Source organism: Bradyrhizobium sp. AUGA SZCCT0431 (assembly GCF_018131065.1).
Lineage (GTDB): Bacteria > Pseudomonadota > Alphaproteobacteria > Rhizobiales > Xanthobacteraceae > Bradyrhizobium.
In genome coordinates this window covers 26,332-52,526 of the sequence record NZ_JAFCLR010000023.1, presented here as the reverse complement: position 1 = coordinate 52,526, position 26,195 = coordinate 26,332, and the positions used below count along the sequence as shown (strand labels likewise).

At 63.5% G+C, this 26,195-nt stretch carries 27 protein-coding genes and 1 tRNA gene; 13 read left to right on the top strand and 15 right to left on the bottom strand.

Translation table 11 applies throughout. From position 1 onward, the window contains the following. Nucleotides 1-2: 2 nt before the first annotated feature. The 3 genes from JQ567_RS22465 to JQ567_RS22455 all read right to left on the bottom strand — a co-directional run bounded on the left by JQ567_RS22465 (nt 3) and on the right by JQ567_RS22455 (nt 4,059). Nucleotides 3-1,166: a M20 aminoacylase family protein gene (locus JQ567_RS22465; RefSeq protein WP_212440805.1), complete on the bottom strand. Its 1,164-nt coding sequence runs from the start codon at nt 1,164-1,166 to the stop codon at nt 3-5. Nucleotides 1,167-1,172: 6 nt separating this feature from the next. Further along, nucleotides 1,173-2,702, bottom strand: coding sequence for a M81 family metallopeptidase (locus JQ567_RS22460; RefSeq protein WP_212440804.1), 1,530 nt, complete (start codon nt 2,700-2,702; stop codon nt 1,173-1,175). A 226-nt stretch (nt 2,703-2,928) separates the two neighbouring features. Then, nucleotides 2,929-4,059: a M20/M25/M40 family metallo-hydrolase gene (locus JQ567_RS22455; RefSeq protein WP_212440803.1), complete on the bottom strand. Its 1,131-nt coding sequence runs from the start codon at nt 4,057-4,059 to the stop codon at nt 2,929-2,931. Nucleotides 4,060-4,463: 404 nt separating this feature from the next. On the opposite strand from JQ567_RS22455, the gene JQ567_RS22450 reads away from it, so the two are divergent. The 4 genes from JQ567_RS22450 (at nt 4,464) to JQ567_RS22435 (ending at nt 9,591) form a co-directional block, all read left to right on the top strand. Then, nucleotides 4,464-6,044, top strand: coding sequence for an ABC transporter substrate-binding protein (locus JQ567_RS22450; RefSeq protein ID WP_249165620.1), 1,581 nt, complete (start codon nt 4,464-4,466; stop codon nt 6,042-6,044). 64 nt (nt 6,045-6,108) lie between these two features. After that, entirely contained in the window at nt 6,109-7,050 is a 942-nt protein-coding gene (locus tag JQ567_RS22445; protein ID WP_212440862.1) for an ABC transporter permease, read from the top strand. Further along, complete coding sequence (locus tag JQ567_RS22440) at nt 7,050-7,973, top strand: ABC transporter permease (RefSeq protein WP_212440802.1); 924 nt, start codon at nt 7,050-7,052, stop codon at nt 7,971-7,973. Before JQ567_RS22445 ends, JQ567_RS22440 begins: the two co-directional genes overlap by 1 nt. Nucleotide 7,974: 1 nt before the next feature. Beyond that, nucleotides 7,975-9,591, top strand: a complete 1,617-nt coding sequence (locus JQ567_RS22435; protein WP_212440801.1) for an ABC transporter ATP-binding protein — start codon at nt 7,975-7,977, stop codon at nt 9,589-9,591. Nucleotides 9,592-9,801: 210 nt separating this feature from the next. Here the strand turns inward: JQ567_RS22435 and JQ567_RS22430 are convergent, their stop codons facing one another. Next, on the bottom strand, nt 9,802-10,662 hold the full coding sequence (locus JQ567_RS22430; protein WP_212440800.1) for an alpha/beta fold hydrolase: 861 nt from the start codon (nt 10,660-10,662) through the stop codon (nt 9,802-9,804). Nucleotides 10,663-10,816: 154 nt separating this feature from the next. Between JQ567_RS22430 and JQ567_RS22425 the strand changes: the two genes are divergently transcribed. After that, a complete protein-coding gene (locus JQ567_RS22425; RefSeq protein ID WP_212440799.1) occupies nt 10,817-11,554 on the top strand; it encodes a 1-acyl-sn-glycerol-3-phosphate acyltransferase in 738 nt (245 codons plus the stop codon). Here JQ567_RS22425 and JQ567_RS22420 read toward each other — a convergent pair. Together JQ567_RS22420 and JQ567_RS22415 are read right to left on the bottom strand one after the other, a co-directional pair. Beyond that, nucleotides 11,551-12,108, bottom strand: coding sequence for a TMEM175 family protein (locus JQ567_RS22420; protein WP_212440861.1), 558 nt, complete (start codon nt 12,106-12,108; stop codon nt 11,551-11,553). The genes JQ567_RS22425 and JQ567_RS22420 overlap by 4 nt on opposite strands. A 189-nt stretch (nt 12,109-12,297) precedes the next feature. After that, nucleotides 12,298-12,384: transfer RNA gene (locus tag JQ567_RS22415), tRNA-Leu, on the bottom strand. Nucleotides 12,385-12,557: 173 nt separating this feature from the next. On the opposite strand from JQ567_RS22415, the gene JQ567_RS22410 reads away from it, so the two are divergent. Then, nucleotides 12,558-12,992: a twin-arginine translocation pathway signal gene (locus tag JQ567_RS22410; protein ID WP_212440798.1), complete on the top strand. Its 435-nt coding sequence runs from the start codon at nt 12,558-12,560 to the stop codon at nt 12,990-12,992. A 46-nt stretch (nt 12,993-13,038) separates the two neighbouring features. On the opposite strand, the gene JQ567_RS22405 is transcribed toward JQ567_RS22410, so the two are convergent. Continuing rightward, entirely contained in the window at nt 13,039-14,238 is a 1,200-nt protein-coding gene (locus JQ567_RS22405) for an FAD-dependent monooxygenase (protein WP_212440797.1), read from the bottom strand. A 10-nt stretch (nt 14,239-14,248) separates the two neighbouring features. Then, complete coding sequence (locus JQ567_RS22400) at nt 14,249-14,494, bottom strand: zinc-finger domain-containing protein (RefSeq protein WP_192734038.1); 246 nt, start codon at nt 14,492-14,494, stop codon at nt 14,249-14,251. A 249-nt stretch (nt 14,495-14,743) separates the two neighbouring features. Here JQ567_RS22400 and JQ567_RS22395 point away from each other — a divergent pair, with 249 nt between their 5' ends. Together JQ567_RS22395 and JQ567_RS22390 are read left to right on the top strand one after the other, a co-directional pair. Beyond that, the gene (locus JQ567_RS22395; RefSeq protein WP_212440796.1) at nt 14,744-15,892 is read left to right on the top strand and encodes a hypothetical protein; all 1,149 of its coding nucleotides are present in this window, start codon (nt 14,744-14,746) and stop codon (nt 15,890-15,892) included. Nucleotides 15,893-15,948: 56 nt separating this feature from the next. Next, nucleotides 15,949-16,701 carry an alpha/beta fold hydrolase gene (locus tag JQ567_RS22390; protein WP_212440795.1) on the top strand — a complete coding sequence of 251 codons (753 nt, stop codon included), beginning with the start codon at nt 15,949-15,951 and terminating at the stop codon, nt 16,699-16,701. On the opposite strand, the gene JQ567_RS22385 is transcribed toward JQ567_RS22390, so the two are convergent. Further along, on the bottom strand, nt 16,687-18,057 hold the full coding sequence (locus JQ567_RS22385; protein ID WP_212440794.1) for a hypothetical protein: 1,371 nt from the start codon (nt 18,055-18,057) through the stop codon (nt 16,687-16,689). The genes JQ567_RS22390 and JQ567_RS22385 overlap by 15 nt on opposite strands. 252 nt (nt 18,058-18,309) lie before the next feature. Here JQ567_RS22385 and cysE point away from each other — a divergent pair, with 252 nt between their 5' ends. Both cysE and JQ567_RS22375 read left to right on the top strand, forming a co-directional pair. Next, nucleotides 18,310-19,137: a serine O-acetyltransferase gene (gene cysE / locus JQ567_RS22380; protein WP_192734034.1), complete on the top strand. Its 828-nt coding sequence runs from the start codon at nt 18,310-18,312 to the stop codon at nt 19,135-19,137. Nucleotides 19,138-19,246: 109 nt separating this feature from the next. Further along, on the top strand, nt 19,247-19,465 hold the full coding sequence (locus JQ567_RS22375) for a DUF3126 family protein (RefSeq protein WP_192734033.1): 219 nt from the start codon (nt 19,247-19,249) through the stop codon (nt 19,463-19,465). Nucleotides 19,466-19,588: 123 nt separating this feature from the next. On the opposite strand, the gene JQ567_RS22370 is transcribed toward JQ567_RS22375, so the two are convergent. Next, nucleotides 19,589-20,302 carry a hypothetical protein gene (locus tag JQ567_RS22370; RefSeq protein WP_212440793.1) on the bottom strand — a complete coding sequence of 238 codons (714 nt, stop codon included), beginning with the start codon at nt 20,300-20,302 and terminating at the stop codon, nt 19,589-19,591. A 220-nt stretch (nt 20,303-20,522) separates the two neighbouring features. On the opposite strand from JQ567_RS22370, the gene JQ567_RS22365 reads away from it, so the two are divergent. Next, complete coding sequence (locus JQ567_RS22365) at nt 20,523-20,852, top strand: DUF6949 family protein (protein ID WP_212265849.1); 330 nt, start codon at nt 20,523-20,525, stop codon at nt 20,850-20,852. A gap of 104 nt (nt 20,853-20,956) precedes the next feature. Continuing rightward, on the top strand, nt 20,957-21,487 hold the full coding sequence (locus JQ567_RS22360; RefSeq protein ID WP_212440792.1) for a gamma carbonic anhydrase family protein: 531 nt from the start codon (nt 20,957-20,959) through the stop codon (nt 21,485-21,487). Between the two features lie 8 nt (nt 21,488-21,495). On the opposite strand, the gene JQ567_RS22355 is transcribed toward JQ567_RS22360, so the two are convergent. Continuing rightward, nucleotides 21,496-21,675, bottom strand: a complete 180-nt coding sequence (locus JQ567_RS22355) for a hypothetical protein (RefSeq protein ID WP_212440791.1) — start codon at nt 21,673-21,675, stop codon at nt 21,496-21,498. Continuing rightward, complete coding sequence (locus JQ567_RS22350; RefSeq protein ID WP_212265959.1) at nt 21,672-21,908, bottom strand: hypothetical protein; 237 nt, start codon at nt 21,906-21,908, stop codon at nt 21,672-21,674. The genes JQ567_RS22355 and JQ567_RS22350 overlap by 4 nt, the downstream gene beginning before the upstream one ends. A 114-nt stretch (nt 21,909-22,022) precedes the next feature. Here JQ567_RS22350 and JQ567_RS22345 point away from each other — a divergent pair, with 114 nt between their 5' ends. Beyond that, a complete protein-coding gene (locus JQ567_RS22345; RefSeq protein WP_212440790.1) occupies nt 22,023-22,511 on the top strand; it encodes a hypothetical protein in 489 nt (162 codons plus the stop codon). A 398-nt stretch (nt 22,512-22,909) separates the two neighbouring features. On the opposite strand, the gene JQ567_RS22340 is transcribed toward JQ567_RS22345, so the two are convergent. From JQ567_RS22340 to JQ567_RS22330, 3 genes are all read right to left on the bottom strand, one after another. Continuing rightward, nucleotides 22,910-23,722: a dienelactone hydrolase family protein gene (locus tag JQ567_RS22340; protein ID WP_409363628.1), complete on the bottom strand. Its 813-nt coding sequence runs from the start codon at nt 23,720-23,722 to the stop codon at nt 22,910-22,912. A gap of 649 nt (nt 23,723-24,371) precedes the next feature. Beyond that, nucleotides 24,372-24,887, bottom strand: coding sequence for a hypothetical protein (locus JQ567_RS22335; RefSeq protein WP_212440788.1), 516 nt, complete (start codon nt 24,885-24,887; stop codon nt 24,372-24,374). Between the two features lie 37 nt (nt 24,888-24,924). Beyond that, nucleotides 24,925-25,950 carry an alpha/beta hydrolase gene (locus tag JQ567_RS22330; protein WP_212440787.1) on the bottom strand — a complete coding sequence of 342 codons (1,026 nt, stop codon included), beginning with the start codon at nt 25,948-25,950 and terminating at the stop codon, nt 24,925-24,927. Between the last annotated feature and the right edge of the window lie 245 nt (nt 25,951-26,195).

Sequence of the window (26,195 nt, the reverse complement as noted above, 5' to 3'; positions counted from 1 at the left end):
ACCTAACCTACTGGCATACGGGTCTCGATGATGCGCGCGAACATGCTGGCCCCGATCGGCAGGATCTTGTCGTCGAGGACGAAACCGGGATTGTGCACGGGCACCGAGCCTTCATGGCCGACCCAGAAATAGGCGCCGGGCACCGCCTGCATCATGTCGGCGAAATCCTCGCTGCCCATCTTCGGCTCGGTGCGGGTGATCACCTTGTCCGGATCGACCACCGTACGCGCCACCGCCTCAACGATCCGCGACTGCTCTTCCTGGTTCACCAGCACGCTGAAGGTGTCGCGGATGTCGGCAGTGATCTCGCACTGGAACGCCGCGGCGATGCCGGCGCAGATCGCGCGCATGCGCTCGCGGATCAGCGCACGCACGCCGTCATCGAAAGCGCGGACGGTGCCGCACAGCTTGGCCTGGCCGGGAATGACGTTGTAGGCCGAGCCGGCATGGATCTGCGTGATCGACAGCACCGCCGGGTGATGCGGGGGCACGTTGCGGCTGACGACGGTCTGCAGCGCCTGTGCCAGCGTGGTGGCGATGATCACGGCATCCTTGGAGCGCTCCGGCATCGCGCCATGGGCGCCGTAGCCGTCGATCGTGATGTCGAAGAAATCGGCGCCGGCCATCGCCGGGCCCGGCAGGATCGCGATCTCGCCGTGGTTCAGATCAGGCGCGTTGTGCAGCCCGTAGACCTCGTCGCAGGGAAACTTCTGGAACAGTCCGTCCTTGATCATCGCGCGCGCGCCGCCGAGGCCTTCTTCGGCGGGCTGGAAGATGAAATGCACGGTGCCGTCGAAATTCCTGGTCTCGGCGAGATAGCGCGCGGTGCCGAGCAGCATGGTGGTGTGGCCGTCATGGCCGCAGCCATGGAAGCGGCCGGGAATGGTCGAGCGCCAGCGCAGGTTGGTGTTCTCTTCCATCGGCAGCGCGTCCATGTCGGCGCGCAGGCCGATCCTCATGCCGCTGCTGCCCTTGCCCTTGAGCACGCCGACGACGCCGGTGCCGCCAAGGCCGCGATGCACCTCGATGCCCCATTGCGTCAGCTTGTCGGCGACGATGCCTGAGGTGCGGACCTCCTCGAAGCCGATCTCGGGATGCGCATGAAGATCGCGCCTGATAGCGGTGAGTTCTTCGGCATAGCCGTCGATGCGTTCGATGGTGGGCATGTCTGTTTATCCGGTTACGGTTGAACGAGATTTGGCTGGAGTCGCAAAAGCAGGGCCGTTCGGCTTGATGCGGATACCCGGACGCAGCCGCGTCCAGGGCAGGGTAGCGGTGTCGGCCGGCATCGCGCCGGGCGCGGCGCAGATCAGCAGTTTTTCGGCGATCGGCTCAAAGTCGGCGCGGAAGTGCACCGAACTCTTGTTGACCAGGATTGCCTGTTCGGTCGGCTCGATCCCGACATAACGGTACATCGCCTGGTCGGCGAGCTGTGCCTTGTAGGAACTCACGACCACACGGACATCGCCGATGCGCAGGCACGCTGACGGTCCCATTTCCATGTCGCGGCCGCCATAATAGGGGCCGGACGCCACGAACTTGCCGTCCGACAGTTTTTCGACGACGAACGTTTCTTGATACGGCGCGTCGCCCGGGATGCCGGACTTGCCGCCGAGCGAAAGCGTCACGGTGGCGCCGACGCCCGCGGCATGCGCGGCCTTCGCCGATTGCGGATCGTAGATCACGCCGGTGGCGGCGCGGGTCGCCTTGTTGCGGACCAGCGCACGCAGCATGCCTGTCGTGTCGGAATCGCCGCCGGCGCCGGGATTGTCCTGAGTGTCGGCGATGACGATCGGCTTGCTGGCGTTCTTGGCCAATTCCATGGCGTGGCGCACGCCGTCGTCGGGCGAATAGATGCGGCCGTCGAAATCGTCCTCGTGACTCTCGACCAGCGCTACGACTTGGTCGGCGGCGGCATCCGCATCGGCCTGCGTCGCGCCGTAGGCGAATACGCTGGGGCCACAATCGCGAAAATCGGCGGCCGGAAATCCGGGGGCGAATGACAGCGTCGGAACTGAAACGCTCTCCAGCGCCGCCAGTTTTTCATAAATGCCTTTGGTCGGCTGGTCGTTGGTGCATTGCCAGCTGATCGGAATCAGGAACGGCAATTGCCGGAAGGCTTTTGCGTAGCGTGCCTTTGTCTTGAGCATCAGCGCCAGATGCTTTGCGCAGGCCCGGCCGGTATCGGCCATGTCGACGTGAGGGTAGGTGCGGTAGGCGATGAGCGCATCCGAATGTTCCATCATCTCGGGCGAGACGTTGGCATGGAGGTCGAGGCTGACGACCAGCGGCAGGTCCTTGCCGATCACCTTGCGCACCCGGGCAAGCGTTTCGCCTTCGCCGTCGTCGTAATGCTCAGTGACCATGGCGCCGTGCAGGTCGAGATAGACGGCATCGATCGGTCCGGCCGCTGCGATGCCGTCGACCATTTCCTTCATGATGCGTTCGAAGGCATCCTTGGTGACATGGGCTGATGGAACAGCGGCCGCCGAGATCGTCGGCACCAGCTCCCAGCCATTGGCCTCGGCGGCTTCGACAAAGCCGGCAAGGCCGATATTGACCTTGCGCATCACCTTGAGCACGTCGGCGCCATGCGCCATCGACGGCCATCCACCACCATGAACGAAATCGTCATAGGTCGCCTTGGTCGGCGCGAACGTGTTGGTCTCGTGCAGAAAGGCACCAACGGCAATGCGGGTCATCAAGTTTTCTCACCGGTGCATTCGTTGGGGGACGTTAAGCGTGTCATTGTGCCAAGCGCAAGCCGTGGAGCAATTCCGTTTTGCATGCCGCCCCATCCGCCATTGCGAGCGAAGCGAAGCAATCCACGCAGCGGCTTGCGCCGTTAGGCATTGCCTGGGAGCGTTGCTCCCTTGCGCAAACGCTCTGCGTTTGCCGCAGGTAATGATGGGGAGAGATGCCTGGCGCTCACGTCAATGTCGCCAGCAGACCCGCCATCAAGCGGCCGCGCTCGGCGAGACTGTCGATCTCGATATGTTCGTTGAGCGTATGCGCGTCGGCACCTCGAACGCCCAGGCCATCGAGGGTAGGGATACCCATCGCGCCCGTAAAGTTGCCGTCGGAGCCGCCGCCGGCGCTGGCGTGCGGCAGCTCGACGCCCAGGCTCCGGGCCACGTTGCGCGCCTGTTCGTAGAGCGCCATCGTGCCGGCGTCAGGCTCCCACACCGGCCGGGTCACGCCGCGGGTGACCTTGAACGTGACGTCATTGCCGGTCCCGGAAAGCGCGAGCATCCGCGCGACGCCGCGGTCGAGATCTGCCTGCCGCTTGGCCATGCTGAGCGCCTCGCCGGTGCAGGTGGTGGCGACGCAGTTCACCCACTGGCCGCCATGCACAATGCCGACCGAAAAAGTGCAATCTTCAGTCGTCATACCGTCGATGGCGATAATCTGGCGTGCCATCTCGCGGATCGCGGAACGGCCGGATGAGAGCGTGGCGCCGGCATGGCTCGGCTTGCCGATCGCTTCGAGATTGAACCGGGCAATCGCATATCGCCCGGTGACCACGCCGTTGTTGGCGCGACCCGGCTCCGGCACCAGCACGTATTTGTTGCGGGCGGCTTCGGCCTCGATGATGTCGCGGGTCGATGGCGTGCCGACCTCTTCGTCCGGCGTGAACAGTACCGTGATCGGCAGCGGCGTGGTGAACGATGCACGCGCCAGTTGCCGGATCGCCTCTAAGCTGAGGTAGTTGCCGCCCTTCATGTCGAATATGCCCGGGCCGTAGCATTTGTTGCCCTCGCGCCGCCACGCCAGCTTTTCCAGCGTGCCGACGGGATGGACGGTGTCGAGATGACCCGCGATCAGGATTCCAGGCTCACCCAGCTTCGGGTGAGGGAAGCGCGCGCGGACGCAGCCGGCAAAGCCCTGCCGCCCGGCGATGCGTTCGATGGTCGCACCCATGATGGCCATCTCCCGCGCCGCAAGATCGAGCATGCGATCGACCGCGCCGGCATCCCAGGTGGGGCTTTCGCATTCCACCCAGGCCCGTAAACCCTGCAGCATGGTCTCGGAATCGAAGGGGAGGTTGGCAGGATTCATATGGGTCCTCCCGGTTGGGCCGGAATGTTTGGGTTCGGTGTGGGCCCTTTACGAGAAGGAGCGGCGGCGAATTTGTAAAGGGAAAACATGGCGCGTTCGGACCTTCCCGGTGCGAGGTAGGGGTAACGGTAATTCTGGCATCATTCTTGATTGTAGGTTTTTGAGAAGGCGTGTTGGCGGAGCTGATCCGGGGTTGCAATCCATCCGGTGGCGGGCGTAAGCCGGCCGCGAATGGACCTGTCCGGAGGGCTGTCCTGATTTCTGCCTGAGCGCCGGCGTCACCACTGTCGTCGGGTCAAAAGGGTGTTGTGAAGCTGAATATCGACCCTATAGTCCGCTTAGAAACCGGGCAGGGGCCCGAACATTAGGCGTTCGGGCGTCGAGACGACAACGGAGGTGAAGGAATGAACGCGTTCAGAAAAGCAATTCTTGCTGCGACTTGTGTCGGCAGCCTGGTGACTGTGGCAGCGCCCGCGCTTGCCCAGACCACGTTGCGCGCCGTCATGCACTCGGATCTGAAGATCCTGGATCCAATCTGGACCACGGCCTACATCGTCCGCAACCACGGCTACATGATCTATGACACGCTGCTCGCGCAGGATGAAAAGGGCGAGATCAAGCCGCAGATGGTCGAGAAGTACGACACCTCGGCCGACAAGAAGACCTACACTTTCACGTTGCGCGAAGGCCTGTTGTGGCACGACGGCAAGCCAGTGACGTCGGAAGACTGCATTGCCTCCATCAAACGCTGGGCGGTCAAGGACTCGCTCGGTCAGAAAATGATGACCTTCGTTGCTTCGATCGATGCGGTCGATGCCAAGACTTTCACCATCAAGCTCAAGGAGCCGACCGGCCTCGTGCTGCTAGGTCTGTCGAAGCCGTCCTCCAACGTGCCGTTCATGATGCCCAAGCGCGTCGCCGACACCGATCCCAACAAGCAGATCGAGGATTTCACTGGTTCCGGCCCCTTCGTCTTCGTCAAGGATGAGTGGAAACCGGGCGACAAGACCGTCTACATCAAGTTCGACAAGTACAAGCCGCGCGCCGAGCCGGCCTCGGGTCTTGCCGGCGGCAAGGTCGCGAAGGTGGATCGCGTCGAGTGGCGCGCCATTTCGGATGCGCAGCAAGCGGTCAACGCGCTGTCGAAGGGCGAGATCGACTTCATCGAGGCGCCCAGCCACGACCTGCTTCCAACCCTGAAGAAGGATCCGAGCGTAAATATTGTCGTGTCGCCGCTGGCGAAGCTGCAATACGTCTTCCGGCCGAACACGCTGCACAAGCCGTTCGACAATCCGAAAGTCCGCCATGCGTTGTGGTACGCCTTCAACCAGGAAGATTTCCTGATGGCGACCATCGGTGACGAGAACTACATCAGGCCGTGCAAGGCGCTGTTCATCTGCGACACGACTTTCGCCAGCACCAAGGGAATGGACGGGCTGCTGACCTCCAACGCCAAAAAGGCGCAGGAGCTGCTGAAGGAGGCGGGCTACGACGGCACGCCGGTGGTGCTGATGCACTCCACCGACCTCAAGACCCTGACCAACCTTGCTCCGGTGGCGAAATCGCTGATGGAGAAGGCGGGCTTCAAGGTCGACATGCAGTCGATGGATTGGCAGACCCTGGTCGCCCGCCGTGCCAAGAAGGACTCGCCGGAAGCGGGCGGCTGGAACGCCTTCCTCACGGCCTGGGTCGCCGCCGACGTGATGAACCCGATCTCGACGGCCTACGTGAACGCGGCTTGCGAGAAGGCCTCGTTCGGCTGGCCCTGTGACGAGAAGCTGGAGAAGCTGCGCGACGACTTTGCCCGCGAGACCGATCCCGCCAAGCAGAAGGCAATTGCCGAAGCGGTACAGCAACGCGTCATCGAGTTTACGCCGGAGATTCCGGTCGGCGAGTACGTCCAGCCGGTTGCCATGCGCAAGAGCGTCAAGGGGTACCTGATTTCGCCGGTGCCGGTGCTCTGGAACGTCGAAATCACCAAGTGATGTAACGACGCGGGCGGCGGTTCGCCGCCGCCCGTTCGGTTTATAGGATCGCGCCACCATGTCGATGTACGGCTACTTCTTCCGGCGTCTGATCGGCACGATCCCCGTGATGCTGGTGGTTGCGGTCTTCATCTTCCTGATGCTGCGGCTGACCCCCTCGGATCCGGCGGCGATCATCGCCGGCGACAACGCCACCACCGAACAGGTGGCGCAGATCCGCAGCCAACTCGGCCTCGACCGGCCGATGATCGAGCAGTTCGTGATCTGGTCGGGCCGGGTGTTGACCGGTAATTTCGGCGAAAGCTTCTTCTTCAAGAAGACGGTGGCCTCGCTGATCGGTGAGCGGATCGAGCCGACCCTGTCGCTCGCCGTGTTCACGATCCTGATTGCGATATTCGTCGCTGTTCCGCTCGGCGTGCTGGCGGCGCACCGGCACGGTTCGTGGATCGACCGCATCGTGATGGGCTTTTCGGTGCTCGGATTTTCCGTGCCCGTGTTCGTGATCGGCTATCTGCTGATCTATTTGTTCGCGGTCTATTTGAACTGGCTGCCGGTGCAGGGTTATCAGCGAATCTCGGAGGGGATTGGCGGCTGGGTGCAGCGGTTGATCCTGCCGTCGGTGACCTTGTCGGTGATTTATATCGCGCTGATCGCGCGCATGACGCGCACCAGCTTGCTGGAAGTGCTGTCGGAAGATTATATCCGCACCGCGCGGGCCAAGGGACAGTCCGAGCGAAAGGTGCTGTTCCGTCATGCGCTGCGCAATGCCGCCGTTCCGATCGTCACGGTGATCGGACTTGGCGTGGCGCTCCTGATTGGCGGCGTCGTCGTCACCGAGAGCGTGTTCACGATCCCAGGCCTTGGCAGGCTCACGGTTGACGCGGTGCTGGCGCGCGACTATCCGACGATCCAGGCCGTGATCCTGCTGTTTTCGTTCGTCTACGTCATGATCAACCTTGCGGTTGACATGATTTACACAATCCTCGATCCCAGGATCCGCTACTGATGGTCGACGCAACGATCCTTGAACCCGCTCTGCCGGCGAGCCCGGCCAAGCCCGCGGCGTATCGCAAATTGCTGCGCAACCCGGGCGTGGTGTTCGGCGCCGCCGTCATCACGATCGTATTGCTGATGGGGCTGTTCGCGCCCTGGCTCGGAACCATCGATCCGACGGCGATCAGCCCGATTGCACGAAACAAGGTCCCCGGCGCGGAAATTACGATGCGGACGGACACCGGCGAACGCTTCAAGATGATCGCCAAGTTCGGCACCGACGGCCTGGGACGCGACGTCTACAGCCGCGTGGTCTATGGCGCGCGTGTCTCGCTCTTTGTCGGCATCACTGTGGCGCTGATCAGCGTCGCCTGTGGCCTGTTCATCGGTCTGCTCGCCGGCTTCTTCCGCATTCTCGACGCCGTCATCATGCGGATCATGGACGGGTTGATGGCGATTCCAGCCATCCTGCTGGCGATCGCCATGGTGTCGCTGTTCCGCTCCAGCGTGCTGACCGTCATCATCGCGATCACCGTTCCCCAGATTCCCGGCGTCGTCCGGCTGGTGCGCTCGATCGTGCTCAGCGTGCGCGAAGAGCCCTATGTCGAAGCCGCGGTGACGCTTGGCACGTCGACTCCGAAACTGCTGTGGCGGCATGTGTTGCCCAACACCATCGCGCCGATGATCGTGCAGGGCACCTTCATCTGCGCGTCCGCCATCCTGATCGAGGCCATCCTGTCCTTCCTCGGCATCGGCGTGCCGCCGGAAGTGCCGACTTGGGGCAACATCATGGCCGCGGGAAGAGAGGTGTTCAGCCTGTTCCCGCATAACATCATTTATCCAGGTGTCTGCCTTGCGTTCACGATCCTGGCCGTCAACGTTCTCGGCGACGGCTTGCGCGATACGCTCGATCCCAAGATGGCGAAGCGGGTGTGATGTGAGCAATACCGTACTCGAAGTCTCCGATCTTTCCGTCTCCATCAGGGGAGGCGACCGGACGCACGCCGTGCAGGGTATCAACCTCACCGTCGGTGCCGACGAGATCGTCTGCGTGGTCGGCGAATCCGGTTCCGGCAAGTCGGTGACGGCGCAGGCCGTGATGGGCCTGTTGCCGAAAGCTGCGATGCGGGTCGAGTCCGGCTCGATCCGGCTGCAGGGCGATGAACTGCTCACAAAATCCGATTCCGAGCTGCGCGCGATCCGCGGCACCCGCATGGCCATGGTGTTCCAGGAGCCGATGACGGCGCTCAACCCGGTCGAGCGGGTCGGCGACCAGATCCGTGAAGTGCTGGAGATCCACACCAGGCTCGACCAGAAGGAGCAGCGCGCGCGTGTGCTTGAGATCATGCGCTCGGTGCAACTGCCGGACCCTGAACAGATGATCGACGCCTATCCGCACCAGCTGTCCGGCGGCCAACGCCAGCGGATCATGATCGCGGCTGCGCTGGTGCTCGACCCCGCTCTGCTGATTGCCGACGAGCCGACCACGGCGCTCGACGTCACCACGCAGGCTCAGATCCTCAAGCTCGTACGGGAAATGCAGGGGCGCACGAAAACCGGCGTACTGTTCATCACCCACGATTTCGGCGTCGTTTCCGAGATCGCCGATCGTGTCGTGGTGATGCAGATGGGCCGGATCGTGGAGCAGGGTCCCTGTGAGGAGGTGCTGCGGGCCCCGCGCGAGGACTATACCAGGATGCTGTTGCGCGCGGTGCCGAGCATGACGCCGCCGAAGCGATCTCCGGTGACCGGTCCGGTGGTCCTGCAGACCGAGAATCTCTTCAAGACTTATGGCAAGCGATCGCTGTTCCAGCCGAAAGCGCGCGTCGTGGCCGCGGTCAAGGACGTCTCGCTGACGATCCGTCGCGGTGAAACGCTCGGCATTGTCGGCGAGTCCGGTTCAGGCAAGTCGACAGTGGCGCGTTGCGTCGCGCGGCTGGTCGACACCTCAGGCGGCGGCATCAAGATCGACGGCATCGATATCGCGGCAATGCGGGAGGCGAAATTTCGTCCGATGCGCCGGCGCGTTCAGTTCATCTTCCAGGATCCATATCGATCGCTCAATCCGCGCCGCACGGTCGGTGAGGCGATCATCGAGGGGCCGATGAATTTTGGCGTCAGCCGCAAGGCGGCGCTGCAGCGTGCGCGCGACCTGATGGCGATCGTGCACCTGCCTCCGGCCGCGATCGATCGCTTCCCGCACCAGTTCTCCGGTGGCCAGCGCCAAAGGATCTGCATTGCGCGGGCGCTGGCGATGGAGCCTGAATTGCTGATTGGCGACGAGCCGGTGTCGGCACTCGACGTCTCCGTGCAGGATCAGGTGCTGAAGCTCCTGGACGAGGTGCGTCGAAAGTTTAATCTGGCGGTGCTGTTCATCACCCATGATTTGCGGGTCGCAGCCCAGGTCTGTGACCGGATCGCGGTCATGCAGCGCGGGGTAATTGTTGAACAGGGCACCACGGCGGAGGTCTTCGCCGCGCCCCAGCACGAATATACCCGGGCGTTGTTCGACGCCGCGCCTGGCCGGCATCAGGAATTCGCCGCCAGCGCTTGATGGCACGGGGCCGCTAGCAGCGACTGTCGCGGATCAGTTCCAGTCCATCATTTTGCAGCGGTGGGCCCCTCGGCGGCGATGGCTGCCCGGTGGAAGACGGCGCTTCGGGCGAGGGTTTCTCAGTCGCGTGTTCGTCAGAAGGTTGTTCGCCTGCCATGTCGTCATGCTCCAATTGCTGCAGCACAACATTCTTGCGGGCATTAGGTTCCGTCAATCCGGGTGCGCTGCGATATGCGCCAGCAATAATTCGCTGACCCGTTCCGGCGCCTGATCGGCCGCGAAATGCCCGACGCCGGGCATGACTTCGAATTGATAGGGCGCGGCGACGAAATCGCGGGTGCCTTCGGCGGCGATACGGCCGACGGTGTCGTCGGCGTCGCCCCAGATGTAGAGCGTGGGCACACGGATCGGACCGAGCGGCCCGCGGACCGCGCCGCGCGCGCGGTACCAGGCCAGCGCCGCTTCCATCGCGTCCTTGTTGCCGAGCACGGCCAGATGCTGCTCGATCGCATCGGCGGGAACGCCGTTGGCAATGAGCCGATCGCGCAGCCATTTGGCGTTGTCGGCGAGCACTATGTCGGCGGCGTCAGGTTCGAGGAACGCCTTGTGGTGTCGCGAGCGATTCGCCTGTTCGCCGTCGGACATGTGCAGCGCGCGATTGAACGCGTTCGGATGCGGCCGCGAAAGAATGGTGAGCGAGGCCAGCCGCTCGTGGCAACGGTCGGCCAATCCCCAGGCGATGCTGCCGCCCCAGTCATGGCCGACCAGATGAAAGCGCGCCTCGCCATAGCCCGAGGCTGCGGCGATGGCCAACGCGTCGTCGATCAGGCGGTCGATCAGGTAATGCGAGAACTCGCGGGGGTTAGGCCGCGCACCCGGAGAGTAACCGCGCTGGCTCGGCGCAATCGCGCGGTAGCCCATATCGCCGAGCGCCGTGACCTGGGCGCGCCAGCAATGCATCGATTCGGCAAAGCCATGCAGCAGCAACACCACCGGCGCGCCTGCCTCGCCCGCGACGAGGGCGTCGAAGGTGAGGCGCGGGGAGATGGTGATCTGTTCCAGGGCAGGCACGCGACAATCCTAGATAGACAATGCCGGCCGGTCCACGGCGAAACGATTTTTCTTTGGGGCAGGCGGTCGTTTGGGGCGGCCCGGAATTATGCAAGGGCCGAAAAGTACTGTATTTGGGGCCCGTCAATCGCGGAAGCCTCAAGGGATATTATCGTTGCATTATCTGAGATCGGTCGCATTCGATACGTTGGTGGTGCTGTGGACGCTGGTGCTGTCGCCGGCGATACCCCTGTTGTGGGTTTTCGATGCGAGCAGCGCAAAGGTTCGCGCGGTGTCCCAATTGTGGTCGCACGGCATCGTGTTTCTTCTGAAATACGTGGTGGGGCTGGATTACAGGGAGCAAGGCCGCGACAACATTCCAATTGGCCCATGCATCATCGCCTGCAATCACCAATCGCTGTGGGAGACGGTTGCGCTCTGCGTGATTTTTCCCGATGCCAGCATCGTCGCCAAGAAGGAACTGCTCAATATCCCGGTGGTCGGCTGGTTCCTTCACCGCTATCCGATGATCCTGGTCGACCGGTCAGCCGGCCGGCAGGCGCTCAAGCAGATGATCGCGGAAGCAAGGGCCGCGATCGGCGAAGGCCGCAAGGTCTTGATATTTCCGCAAGGCACGCGCCAGGCGGTCGACGAGCCCATGACATTCCATGCGGCCGGCATCGCCGCGCTGTACACCAATCTCGATATCCCGGTGTTGCCGACGGCGCATAATTCCGGATTGTTCTGGGGCAAGAAGACGCTGCTGATTCACAGCGGCAACATTTCGCTGTCCTATCTGCCGCCGATTCCGCCGGGACTCGATCGGAAAGAGTTTCAGCCGAAGGTCGAGCGGCAAATTTCCGAAGAGGCGAGCCGATTGATCAAGGCGGCCGACGCGAAGGTCGTTCGTTAGCGCGACCATCGTTCGGCGAGCCAGCCTGCGACCGGCGAGAAAAACGCCAGGCACCAGATGAACTGCGCCACCTTCGGGGAGAATGTGGCGATGGCTGTTCCGACGACAAATACCAAAATCGGAAATAATACCGTCACCCGTAATGGCATATCGCGGCGGCCCCAGAGCGCCAGAATCCACAGTAGGCCGTTCAGCGTGGCGATCGTAGCGAGATGAATCCCGTAAATCACGGCGACCACCCCGTCGAGCCGATAGCTGCCATACAGACCGTTCGTCACCGGCAGGATGATGATCGACAGTAGAAACAGCAGATTGAGGAATACCACGCCGCGGCTGGCTTCCGGCGCAACGGCGAGCCGCCGGTGATGGCTGAACCAGAACAGGCCGGCGACAACAAAGCTGATCGTCAGCGCGATGACCGGTTGCGCATAAACGCGAACGAGGTCGATCCAAGCCGGTGCGCTCGCGAAACTGCCGGCCTTCGGCAGGTCGTAGGCGAGCAGCGTCATCGCAACGCCGAAGATCGTGTTGCTCAGCATCTCCAGCCGGCGCATTTCGAAAAGGCTAGTCTGCTGCAACGTCGCTTCCCCCCGCCCACGCTTCGCCCCAATCGACGGGCTGATCCAGTTTTGGCCCGTTAGGCAGTCCGTCTTCGCTTTCGCTGCGCTTCAGCTACGCCGGACACGCTTCGCCCTGACGGCCTCCGCGTGGCCGTGCCACGCGTAGCCCGTCAGGGCGAAGCGTGGTGCGGGCGGTGGGACTCGAACCCACACGACGTTGCCATCGAGGGATTTTAAGTCCCTTGCGTCTACCAATTCCGCCACGTCCGCTTTAGTCAGAAGATCAGGTACTTAGCGCGTTTGCCGGCGAAGTGGAAATGGGATAATCCGCCCCCGGAAACCGCGCCTTTCCTTAAGGGAACGCGGGGCCGGACGCAAAGCCTCAATGCGGACATCTGGTCCTGCTTTAGGCAATCTCAACGTTGTTGGCTTATGAAGGTCCGATGTCCGAATCCACGTCCCATCGCCGGCGAATTCCGCGTGCCGTAGGCGTGTTGGCGCTGCTCGCGGCAGGGGCAGGGCTCTCCGGCTGTGCCAGCGTGGGCGACAACATGTCGACGGCTTTCGCCGATCCCGCCAAATACGATCTCTACGAATGCAAGCATCTCGAGACGGAACGCGCCCGGATTGCCGGGCGCAAGGCGGAACTGCAGGGCCTGATGGCGAAGGCTGAAACCGGCGTCGGCGGTTCGGTGGTGTCGGAGCTTGCCTATCGCAACGAACTCATTGCGACCCAGGGGCAATCGAAATTCGCCGAGGAAGCGTGGCGGCGCAACAAATGCCAAGAGGCGCCGCCGGAGTCCAAACCTGCCGCGAGCGCGGCGGCGACGCCTGCGCCATCTGCAGGCGTCAGGGGATCCCGTCCATTGTCGCGATGACGCGTCCTCCGGAAGACTTCCCGCGCCGCGCGCTCGCGTCGGATGTTCACGCCCGCCAGTCGTAAATCCAGTCCTGCCGCGCCAGCATTCGCCTAGGACCGAGCGACTTGATGGCGAGATCGCGCGCGAGCGCCAACGGTCCGGTCAGATGATAGATTTGTCCGGACCGCCGGGCGGCGCGCTGAACCCTTAACACGCGGGAGCGGCGCAGCCGTCCGTAGCGCTTCAAGGCTGCCGGGATGCCGGCGGTATTGTCTCCGGCGCATTCGCTCAAGGCTTTCGCCAGTACCGCGGCGTCCTCGATCGCCATTCCCGCGCCTTGCGCGGCGAACGGCAGCATGGCGTGCGCGGCATCGCCGAGCAGCGCGATCGCGCCGTCACTCCATCCGCCGATATCGGGCACCGTGAACAGCGCCCATCGCCGCCATTCATCGACGGCGCCGATCAGCATTCGCGCGGTCGCCGGCCATTGCTGCGAGAACGCCGCCTTGATTTCATTGGCCTCGCCCGGTGCGCTCCAGCCCGGCCTGTTCCACGTCCCCGGCACGATGGCGACGACATTGATGCGCCGCCCGCCCGAGATCGGATAGGCGACGAGATGCGCTCTTGGTCCCATCCAGAGTTGCACCCGCGGCGACGTGTATTCGCGCGGCAACGCCGTCGCATCGAGCGTGCCGCGCCAGGCGATCAGACCGGAGAATTGCGGCTGGACCTCCGGAAACAAATGATGCCGGACCGCCGACCAGATGCCGTCGGCGCCAATCAACGCCACGGCCAGTTCCTGTTGCCGCGCATTGCCGTGGCGCTGCACGACCGTCAGTCCCTTGGCGTGCGCGGTGACATCCTCGAACTGGCAGCCAAGCCGCAATTCGATGTCGGGACTGTGGTCGACCTGGGCCTGCAGCGCCGTCTGCAGGTCGGCGCGATGCACCACCCAATAGGGTGCGCCGGCGCGAAAATTCGCGGCCTCACCAAGCGGCAGGCGAGCGATCTCGCCGCCGTCCCGGGCACTCATGATGTTGATGGATTGGGGCGTCACGGCGCTCGCGGCGAGCCGCGGCTGCAGACCGAGTTCAACCAGGATGCGGCTGGCGTTGGGCGAAAGCTGCAGGCCGGCGCCGGCTTCCTCCAGCCGCTCGGCTTTTTCCAGAACGACGATGCGAAAGCCTTGCTTTGCGAGCGCCAGCGCCGCGGTCAGTCCTCCGATCCCTGCACCAGCGACAACGATGGTGCGCGTAACCGCCACGGCGGACCTGTCAGGCGACTTTGTCTTTCAGCACGCATTCCGGGGGGCGCGCTTCGCCGGCTTTGAGGTCGGCGGCAAAACGATAGAGCGTCGAGCAATAGGGGCAGATGATCTCGTTGTCGTTGCCGAGATCCAGGAAGACATGCGGATGGTCGAACGGCGGATTGGCGCCCACGCACATGAATTCCTGCGAGCCGATCTCGATTACCGAGACGCCGGCGTCGTTGTGAAAGTGCGGGACGACATGATCGGACATCTTGTTTCACCTTGGATAGCAATGACGGACGGACGCAACCAACGATGCGGCGGCCCGAAATGCCGCGCACCATACTGACGGGTTCCGTTGATTCCTAGAGCCCAGATTCTTGAACGTCGCCGCCGCACATTTGCTCATGCAAATTCGACACAATCTTGTCGTCCCAGAGAAGCCCTTCTTTCGTCGGGGACGTTGTGTCGCAAATGCGGCACATTATGTTGAGGGCAGCGAAAACCCAGGTTTTGCAGGATGAAGCGGGCAGGGCTCAGTTTGGCGGTGGCGGGCATGGTGGCAACTATCGCCGTGGGTGCGGCGCTATGGCCACACGCGCGCGACGCTTTTGCGATCCTGGCGGCGCAGGACGAACCGTCCGAATTGGCCGATCTGAGGATCAATTCTGCCCTACGGAACAACCCGGCGCTTGTCGCAGAAAATATCGAGGCGGCGCTGGCGGCAGGCGATGCCGATCTTGCCGGCAGCTTCGCCGAACTTGCGCGCGACAAGAACATCGCCATTAGCGAAGCTCTGTCGACGCGCGTGAACGACGCCGTCACGGACGCGAACTCAACCTCGCATTTTGCTAAACGTTTCGCGGTCGGTCTCGTCACCGGCAACGCCGAGGATGTCGCGAGCCTGTCGGGCACGGTGGCCGGCGATCTCTTTGTGTTCGGCGATATCCGCGACGTGGTGCGCGAGAGCAAGCATCTGGCGATGGGCGAGGACACCGATCATCTGGTGCTGGGACTTGCGACAGTGGGCCTGGCGGTGACGGCGGCGACCTATGTGTCAGTCGGTGGCGCGCTACCGGTGCGTGCCGGTCTGACCATGGTCAAGGATGCCCGCAAGGTCGGGCGCCTCGGCGAGGGGCTGATGCTATGGGCCGGCCGCTCGGCGCGCGAGGTCGTCGATGGGCCGATGCTGCAGAAGGCGGTCGCCTCCGGCTCGGTGCTGCGGCCCGGCGCGACTGTAAGCGCGATCAAGGCGGCGTTCCGCGCCGAGAAGGCCGGTGCGTTGGTCCGGCTGGCCAAGGACGTCGGCCGCGTCGGAGAGAAGGCCGGTACGCGCGGTGCGCTCGATACGCTGCGCATCGCCGAGGGCCCGAAGGATATCGCGCGCGCCGCCCGGCTCGCGGAATCCAAGGGTGGCCAGACCCGGGCGATCCTGAAACTGCTCGGCCGCGGCGCCCTGCTGCTGGCGGCCGGCGCATTCAATCTGTCACTGTGGGTATTCAGTGCACTGCTGGCGCTGTTCGGCTTCTTGTCGTCGATCAAGGCGATCACAGAACGCGCCACCATGGCGTATCTGCGCCGCAAGAAGGCGAGGCGGCAGCGTGAGCAGGCGGCGGCTGCGGCGTTGCTTCCCGGCCCGGCTCTGGCGGGCGCCGCCACCTGCGGCTAGAGTTGCGATCGTCTTCCGATCGCGCATTTTGAACTCCCCAAAAAATGGAACTAGCGATGCCGAGTTTTCACAACGGCGATATCGAGATTGCCTATCTCGACGAAGGCGAGGGCGATCCGATCGTTCTCGTACACGGCTTTGCCTCGAGCAAGAACGTGAACTGGGTCTATCCGACCTGGGTGTCCGAACTGAAGAAAGCCGGGCGCCGCGTGATCGCGCTCGACAATCGCGGGCATGGCGATTCCGGCAAGCTGTACGACTCCGCGCAGTACGAGATCGCGATCATGGCCGGCGACGTCATCGCGCTGCTGGATCATTTGGCAATCGAGCGAGCCGACGTGATGGGCTATTCACTGGGATCGCGGATGACGGCGGTGATGGCGCTGGGCCAGCCGCAGCGGCTGCGCTCGGCCATCCTGGGCGGCATCGGGATCGGGATGATCACGGGCGGTGGCCCCGGCGAAAACGTCGCCCTCGCACTCGAGGCGCCGTCGCTGGACGACGTGACCGATCCGGTCGGGCGGACGTTTCGCGCTTTTGCCGACCAGACCCGTTCCGACCGCCGCGCGCTGGCGGCCTGCCTGCGCGGCTCGCGGCGCCTGATGACGCGGGATGAAGCCGCCGCTATCCACGTGCCCGTGCTGATCGCGGTCGGCACGTCAGACGAAATCGCAGGCTCGGCGCAGGCGCTGGGCGAGATCATTCCGGACGCCGAGGTGCTGGATATTCCGAACCGCGATCACATGCGCGCGGTCGGCGACAAGGTCTACAAGGCCGGCGTCATCGACTTTCTCTCACGGCGAGGCTGAGCGTTTGCGCGCTCCGTCCTCGCCGAAAAATTGCCGCGCCGCCGCGATCAGCACCACGAAGGTCGCGACCCACGCCATGCGCGCGCCGTAGCGGTCATGCGGGCCTGATATCACGGCGCAGATAAAGGCGTTGCCGAGCACGGCCAATGTAACGGTTCCCGCGAGGAGCGTGAGATCATCGAACGGACACCGCCACAGGCCGCGACCGAACACGATTACGGCCAGCAGCATCGAGACAAGCGCCACCGGAACGTGGAGACGATTGATGGCGGCGAAGTCGAGCCGCCAGCGCTGCTGGTTCGCGGCGCGCATCGCCTTGACCTGCGTTGGGATGTAACGCTCGATGATCCCGTAGGTGTGGCCGATCCATTCATTGGTGCCTTCGCCGGTCGCGACATGGACCAGTTGCCGCGCGGTTCCGGTGATCGCCGCCTCGATCTGCCGTGCCGGATATTCGGCCAGCGAACGCAGCACGATGAAGCTCATCTCGTCGCCCAGGCCCTTGAAGCGGCCAAGCGTGTTGAACATGCTGTTGCCCCACAGAAATTGATCGGCCGTTGCAGGCAACTGGTCGCGATAGGGACAGAGCTTCAACTTCTGCTGCGGGCAATGCTCCTTCAGGTAACGCGCGACGATGCCGTCCTGCAGCATGCGTCCGAAGGCGACGCCGTAGCCGCCGGGCGTCCACGCCACTTTCCCAGACAGTGCGAAATTCGCCGCCAGCAGCATCGCCGCGCCGGCGACGAGGGTAAGGCTGCCCTGCATCAGTCCGGAAACGGTAATCCGTCCGCGCGAAAACGGACGCACGATCCAACCCACACAACACAGCCCGAGCAGCACTGCCAGCGTGGCGCTGTGCGAGGCTGCGGCGAACGCCGTCAGCGCGAACAGCGAACATTTTTCGATTGTCGAGGTCCGCTCGCCCAGCGCGACCAGGATGAAGAGCGACAGCACCGACAGGCCTGCATAGAGGTCGGTCAGAAGCGTGCTCGCGAGCCACGGCAGTGCAGTGGCCAGGGCCAGCACCAGGCTCATTGCGAGCAGCCGCAAGGGTTGGGCGATTTCGAATGCACGCAGCGTCAGCTGCAGGATCCACAGCGTTGCCAGCGCCTGGATTCCGAGATTGATCCAGAACGCGGAGTCTTCGCCGAAATGCAGGTAGAGGCCGAACACCGTGGAGCGGCTTGGCACGAGGTAGCCTTCATACCAGCGTGCCAGATAGCCGCCGGTATCCCATTGGAGCAGCGGATAGCCGTTCCACAGGGCAGGGGCGAGCAACATCAGGGGGATGGCGATGGCGGCGATCCAGACCAGCCGTGAGTCGGCCGTCCGCGCGCGCAAAATCTGCGTGTTCATGTGGTTTCCCCCCCCCAATTTCGGCCAGCTTGCCCGGAATGGCCGGGGGGCCGAAATTCACCAATAGTCGGACCTTACCCGGCTTGATTTCCTGAAATCGCCAACCACCTTGAACTGACCCTAACCGATCCTGGGGCGTTCGGCGGGGGTTTACTCTGCCGGCGCCCGCCCCGGGACAGCCATCCGTTCGCCGTGCTATAACGCGGGGCGAAACAAGCCAAGAGAACAAGCCGAGAAACCCGAGAGAAACCCATGGCAGTGCATCAGGTCAGTCCGCAGGGTTCGAAGCTGGCCGCGCTCGATCCGATCTGGGATCGCGTGCGGAACGAGGCGGAAGACATCGTTCGCCGCGAGCCGGAACTGGCGTCCTTCATCTACTCGACCGTGCTGCATCACGAGCGGCTGGAAGATGCGGTGATCCACCGCTTGGCCGAGCGGCTCGATCATTCGGCGCTGTCGGGCGATCTGATCCGCCAGACCTATGACGAGGCGCTGCGCGACGAACCCGATCTCGGCAATGCGTTCCGCGCCGATCTGGTCGCGGTGTATGACCGCGATCCTGCGACGTCGCGCTTCATCGATCCCTTGCTTTACTTCAAGGGCTTCCACGCCCTGCAGACTCATCGGCTGGCGCACTGGCTGTACAAGCGAGGGCGCAAGGATTTCGCCTACTACCTGCAGAGCCGGGCGTCCGCGGTGTTCCAGACCGACATCAACCCGGCGGCGACCATCGGCCGCGGAATCTTCCTCGATCATGCGACCGGTTTCGTCTGCGGTGAGACGGCTGTCATCGAGGATGATGTTTCGATCCTGCACGGTGTCACGCTCGGCGGCACCGGCAAGGAGAATGAGGATCGCCATCCCAAGATTCGCCACGGCGTGCTGATCGGGGCCGGCGCGAAAATTCTCGGCAATATCGAGATCGGTCACTGCGCGCGCATCGCCGCAGGCTCGGTGGTGGTCAAACCGGTGCCGCATAACGTCACCGTGGCGGGTGTTCCTGCCAAGATCGTTGGCGAGGCCGGCTGCGCCGAGCCGTCGCGCACCATGGACCAGATGCTTAACGCGATCGGTATCTGATTTTTAAGGACTTTCTGACCTGTCGATCTCGTGAAGATACGGCTGGCGGTCTGCGCCGTCTCGGCCTAATACTCCCCGGAAACCCCATAATATCCGATTGGAGACCGCCGTGGACGTTCAGGAAGTCAGGAAGCTCGACGCCTATCTCAAGCGCGTATTCGGCAACCAGAAAATTCGCGTGGTGCCGCGCCCGAAAAAGGATGATTCCGCCGAGGTCTATATCGGTGAGGAGTTCATCGGCGTCCTGTTCGTCGACGACGAAGACGACGATCGTTCCTTCCAGTTCCAGATGGCGATCCTCGAGGAAGACCTGGTCGATCAGGGCTGAGGCGAATGCCGTAGGGTGGGCAAAGGCGTGCTTGCGCCGTGCCCACCACCTTTGTTCGACGAAAGAAATGGTGGGCACGCTGCGCTTTGCCCACCCTACAAAGCAAAGCCGGCGCTTGCGCCGCTATTTTTGCGGCCCGTGCAATTGCGCTGTCAAACGGTTCATCGCATTGGCGACGTCGCGCCATTGCAATAGCCAGCTCCGCGGAAATCTGAACGTCAGGTCGGCGCCGTCGACACGGCGCTCGCTCAGGCACATTCCGGGCGTCACCCCGTCGCGCGTGCAGCGCGCGTTGAGGCCTGGCGCGCTGGCGGTGAACAGATCCTCGTTGGCATAGGGCGAGCCGTCGCGAAACGCACGCATCGCCAGTCCGTCGTCGACCGGCGTTGCGGCCTGCTCCATATAGCGCGGATAGATGGTGCGGACCCGGACGTCGGGCGCCAGTGTGTCGTGGTGCGCCGAGATCGACAGGAAGATCCGGTCGATCGGCTGCACCTTTTCTTCGACCGTATCGGCGCTCATGTGCCGGGGCAACTCTGGCGCTTCGAGCGAAGGGAATGTGAAGTTGAGATCGACGCGTTCCTGTGGACCGGAATGGCGCTGGATTTTCCTGCGGATCGCCGACGTCGGCACGTTGAAGAGGGTGCCGCCCACGCTGACCGGTAATCGCGACGGCGCGTTGGCTGCACCGTTGCCCCAGGTTGGCCACAGGAGATAGGCCACGAGCCCGATTGCGCCGGCGGTGATGGTCGCTGCCACCACGATCAGGAGCATGTGCGAGCGCGGGTCCTTCCGCGTATCGCGGGCAATGTGCTGGGCCGTCGAAAGCAATGTCATGAAAGAAATATCGGTCGAGTTCGAGGCTGAGGCCGAATCACCGGCGAATATGCCACGGGCGGCGGGATTTCCGTATGATTTCACCGGCATCGGGCAAGCGCGAGCCATGCGCAAACGGGGCTGCGGCCGCCCGCTGTTAACCTTTCCTTAAGGATGCTGTGGCGGCGGGTCCCCGATTTTGCGAAAGCAGGGCGCGGTTGTTCTGTAGCGGATGTGTTCCATGTCGCCCGATGCGTTGAATTCCCTGTTTTCCCTTTGCATCGGTTTTGCGCTCGCAGGCGCGTTGACCTGCGGCTACCAGGCCATGGCGGCGCGGCCCGCCGGTTTCGGGCTGCTCGGGGATGGCGTGGCGCCGAAGACGTTCGCCGCGGTTCCGTTCCTGGTTTTTGCCGCCCCCTTCATCATCATGCGCAATACGCTGCGCGGCGCCAGGATCGAGCGCCGCCGCTTCGAATTCGTGATGATGGCGACCGTGCTCGCCGGCTTCTGGAGCCTGATGTCGGGCACGTTCTTCCTGATGACGCTGCGGGCCGCAGGTCTGTTCGCTTAAAGCCTGTTCGCCTAAAGCCGGTTCGCATGAGGCGTATCCGGCCGCTTGCTTGATCATGCGCTGGCGGCTGTGCCAAGGTCTCCACAAACGGAGACCTGATCATCATGGCGATCTACGAACTCGACGGGCAGGGGCCCGATCTTCCCGCGGACGGAAACTATTTCATCGCGGATACCGCCACCGTCATCGGCAAGGTGCGTCTGAAGAATGGGGCCAGCGTGTGGTTCTGCGCGGTGCTCCGCGGCGACAATGAGTGGATCGAGATCGGCGAAGGCTCCAACGTGCAGGACAATTCGACCTGCCACACCGACCCCGGCTTTCCGCTGACGATCGGCAAAAACTGCACCGTCGGCCACAACGTCATCCTGCACGGCTGCACGCTCGAGGATGGCGCGCTGGTCGGGATGGGCTCGATCGTGATGAACGGCGCGAAGATCGGCCGCGGCAGCGTCGTCGGCGCGGGATCCGTTATCACCGAGGGCAAGGAATTTCCCGAGCATTCCCTGATCATCGGCTCGCCCGCGCGCGTGATCCGCACACTTTCGCCCGAGCAGGCGACGGCGATGGGACGTGCGGCGAAGTCCTACGCCATCAACGGGCCGCGTTTCAAAAAAGGTTTGAAGAAGATCGGCTGAACACAGCGTCAGGTATCTTCGGATTCATCTTCAGATTCTTGGGCCTCGGCCGCGCTGGCAACCTGTTCGTGCCCGGCTGCCCAGAGTGCGTGCTGTTCGCTGCCGTCCTGATATGGATTTGCTTCAGCCGGAATATTCGCGCGCGCGGCGCGCTGACCCTGCTCGAACGGATCGGGCTCGGTCGTCATGATGTTGCCTTCCGGGCTTTTGACTTCTTCTGTTTTGCAATTTTTTCTGTTTTGGCGCTGGAAAGTTTTGCGCTCTTGCGAAGTGCGTCCTTGAGATCGATCGGGATGCCGTGCTTCTTCAAAACGTCAGCAAAGGCTTCATCGGCCAGTTCCTGAATCGTCGCCATCCGGTCGCGTCCAAGCTGGGTCAGCTTGTCGAACGTGTCGTCGTCGAAAGCGATCAGTTTGCGCAAGCGTCCTCGGCTCCGGCAACGTAGCGGATGCGTTTGCATAATGGTCCGCGCCCGAAATCGTTCCGGCCGGAACAAGGCTGTTTCGCCGTCGTTGAACCAGGAAAGGAGTTCTCGATGACCAAACCAACCGCATTTGCAGCAATGATCGCGCTCACCATCCTGACCGTGCCGGCCATTTCGTTCGCGCAAAGCGCAGGCGGCGGCAGCGGAAGTGCTGGCGGCACAAGTGCTGGCGGCGCCGCAAGCGGCTCGACATCAGGAAGCAGCAGCTCGGTGGGTACGCCCAGTGCGGGATCGGCGGGCGCCGGCCCGACTTCCATCAATGGCGTGCCACCCGGCCCGGCAAACGCGGCCGGTCTGAACAATTCGGGCAACGATCCGAGCGGCACAGGCAACGCGGCCAGGCTTCCCGCTGCGCCCGGCACCAACAGCGCCGGCACCGCCCAATCGTCGGGCCCGCCTGCGAACACCGGGGCCGGGGTCACGACCGGCGCTGCGGGCACAGGGTCGACGGCGCGACCGCATGCGGATGTCGATGCCGCCATCCAACAGGAAAACAGGACCATCGATCGCAAGGTGAAGAGCATCTGCCGGGGCTGCTAGGTACAGCGGCTGCACGTTGCCCGGTCGCGCAGAAGTGAGAACACGAGCCGCGCGATTGCGTCGGTTCAGGTTGCAACTAATCCCGGCCTGGCGGGTTATCGGGATGATTTCGGCGGCCCCGGTGTTTAATCACCGAGGCTGCGTTTGGTTTGCTGGTACGTCGCTTGCCTCACATCAGGGATGCTGAACATGCTCACAGTCCCGGCTTTGACGTTCGTGCTCCTGGGTATCGTTGTCAGTCTGGGAGCGGCCGTCGTCTGGATACTCTGGGAAATCGAGCAGACGGTATCCAGACCGCATCGCAACAGCGATCGCGTCGGATAGGCCGTCTCTTGAAATAGCGCGCAGCCGTTGGCTGCGCGCCATTTTTCACGCCTGTGGTTTGCCCGCAGCTATTCTTAGCTCAGCACGCCGTATTTCTTGAACCAGGCCTGCATCTGCGCCCACGCGTCGTCGGCCGCTTCCTTGCGATAGCTGGCACGGTAGTCGGCGTGGAAGCCATGCGGGGCGCCCGGATAAATCTTGAACTCGGCGGTCTTCTTGTTCGCCGCCAGGGCGGCCTTCAGGGCTTCCACGGTGGCGACGGGAATGCCGCTATCGGCTTCACCATAGAGGCCCAGCACCGGCGCCTTCATCTCGGGCGCGAGCTGCGTCGGGCTCTTCGGCCAGAGCGGGTTCGGCGGATCGACCGGCGGGCCGTAAAACGCGGCGCCTGCCTTGAGCGTGGAACTATGGGCGGCGTATTCCCAGACCGTCCGCCCGCCGCGGCAGAACCCGATGATGCCGAGCCGCGAAGTATCGCCGCCCTGCGACTTCGCCCACGCCACCGTGCTGTCGAGGTCGGACAGCAATTCGGCGTCCGGTTTCGAATTCACGATCGGCAGCAGTTGCGGGATGTCGGTGACCTTGGTGAGATCGGTGCCCTTGCGGAAATAATAATCCGGCGCCACCGCGAACACGCCGAGCTTGGCGAGGCGCCGCGTTACGTCCTTGATGTATTCGTGCAGCCCGAAAATCTCCATCGCCACCAGCACGACCGGCGGATTGGCGGCGCCTTCGGGACGGGCGAAATAGCCGGGCATCTCGCCGTCGGTCACCTTGATCCGGGCATCGCCGGCGTTAAGGCCGTTGGTGTCGGTCTTGATGACGTCGGCCCGCACCGGCCCGGCGGCGAGCGTATAGCCGGCCGTGACGGCGGCCGTCGCGGTCATGAAGCTGCGGCGGGAAAACGGCGCGATTTTCGTCAGTCCGGTGACATCGGCGGTCGGGAGGGGGTCGGCGCTCATGGGGAGGCTCCAGCTCCTTGCATGGCGTCTTCCGGCGCAAGGGGATCCCTCCGCTGATGAAAACGCATCAAAAACAAACGAGTAGAGCGCGGTCCTCATGCATCAGGACCGCACGGGCTCAAGGGAGGCGCATTCAGCAAACAATGCCGGCCAAAGGCAAATCACCTGCTTGCGAGGTTCAATCTGATCGTGGATTTCGGAAGCGCCGGGGCGAGGGATGAATGGGGGCAAAAAAAACAAGGCCGTCGACGCAATATACCGTCAACGACCTTGCCAGCCCCGGATATTGAAATCGGCTCACGCCATCCGGTGAACTGCAGCATGCAGGAGATTCCCGCGGTCATATGTGAAGCAGTTCACACTCGGAACACAAAATTGGCAGAAAGGCGGGTTTTTGGTGGCATGTGGTGGAGAACTGCCGCCGGGGGTCTGCAGCCGGGCACGGCGGACGGGCGCTGAACGCGTCACGATCAGCCACGCAAAGGGCACGGATCGTGCGGAGAGCATCACGAAAGGCGCTCGGTCCGTTCCTCTGGCTTTGAGGGACGGTCCTGGACCGCGTTCGGGGCGGGCGTCAGCCGTTCGATCTGCCGCGCTTGAGGGCGCTCTTGCTCGCGCGCGGCTTTGCCGCGTTGGATTTCCTGACCGACCGTTTGCGGGCAGAGGGCGGGGCGGCCGGTTCGGACGCCTGCGCGCTCGCGAACGATTGCCGCAACCCGTCGATCGATTCCGTCAGGGTGCCGACCTGTTCGGAGAGCTTTCTGGTATCGGCCTGCTGCGCGGCGAGCAGGCGGCGCACCGTCAGCAATTGATCCTGGACCACCTGGAGCTGGTCGATCGATTCCTGCTGGGTGGCTTCGAGGCCCTTGGTTTTCTCGACCAGCTGTTCGGACGCCTGCGCGGTACGCGCCTGCAATTGCCTGACCGCAACGACGCGGTCGGTTTCGGGCGCGGTGCCGGTATAGGCCCGCCACAGCGTGATCGAACCTATTCCCAGCACGACAATGACGAGGGCCGCAGCGCCGATTGCGATCGGCTGGCCGCTGATACGCGCAAGCGCACTGGTATTCCGGGGGGCGGGTTCGATCATGAGACGCTAAATCCGGACGTAATTTCAATGCCCCCGATTACCACAGGCTTGGCTGCGCCGAAACCCGGGATTCACCCAGTCGAGGCGGGATTCCGGGTAAAACATCAATAATCCCGGGCTTTTGCGTTGCAGAATGGCCTTGGACGGCGTCCGCGCCCTGCACACGCTCTACGACGGCCCTTGCAAATGCGCGCGGATAAATTGCCGCCTTCGCCAAGGCGCGGCGACCATCCGCCAATCTCGCATTCCAGACCGGCCAGGCGTGGATCATGTGCGGCCAGATTTCGAGGCTCACGGCGACGTTGGCCGATCCGGCGGCGTCCGCCAGCCGTGTGGCGTCCGCCAGCAGCGTTTCCGCCGAGCCGACCTGGATCAGGAGCGGCGGAAAGCCGGCGAGATCCGCAAACAACGGCGAGATCAGCGGATCCCGGCGATCGAGCGGCGACGGCGCATAAGCGTCCGCGAGTTCGGTAAGATAAGCCCGGTGGATCAGCGGGTCGATGGCATCCTTGGTGTCGAGCGTGGTGCCCGACATCGTGAGGTCGGTCCAGGGCGAGACCAGCCAGGCGCAGCAGGGCAGCTGCTCGCCGGCCGCGCGCAACCGGCCGATCAGCCCGAGCGTGAGATTACCGCCGGCGCTGTCGCCACCGACGGCGATGTTTGCCGCCGGTATGCCTTGCTTGCGCAGGAAGCGCCACGCCGTCAGCGCGTCCTCATGGGCGGCCGGGTAGGGGTGCTCGGGCGCGCGCCGGTAATCGATCGCGAGCGAGCGCGACTGTGCCGCGCGGCCCGCTTCCGTCACCATCCGGCGATGGCTCTGGATCGAACCGGAGCAATACCCGCCGCCGTGAAAATACAGCAGCACGCGCGACGGGTCGCTGCCTGGCGCGAGCGACCACTCGCCGGGCACGCCGTCGCAGTCGACGGCGTGACATTTCACATCAGATGCGATCGGCCAGGTCGATCCGACTTCGTCGAGCCGCTGGCGCCGCTCCGACCAGCCGACAGGTCGCGGTTTTGAACCCAGCAATGCGCGGATGGCGTCGATCTCGTTGTGGGCCAAGGGGCAATCTCCCGAAGAGACGCGTCATCATCTCATATCCGCCCGGCAACACAAAAAATATCGCCCTTGAAACCAGGGCGCGGGCGTCGGTGGCGCGTTGAGAAAACTCTACTGAGATTGCGGATTGGTCCGGACTTTAAGGCGACTTATCCATATCCCGATGAGCATCGGCAGCAATATCGGCGGAGCAAGCAGCGCAATCGTCATTTGAGCTCCATCGCCATGCGCGTTCGGCGTACCCCCGA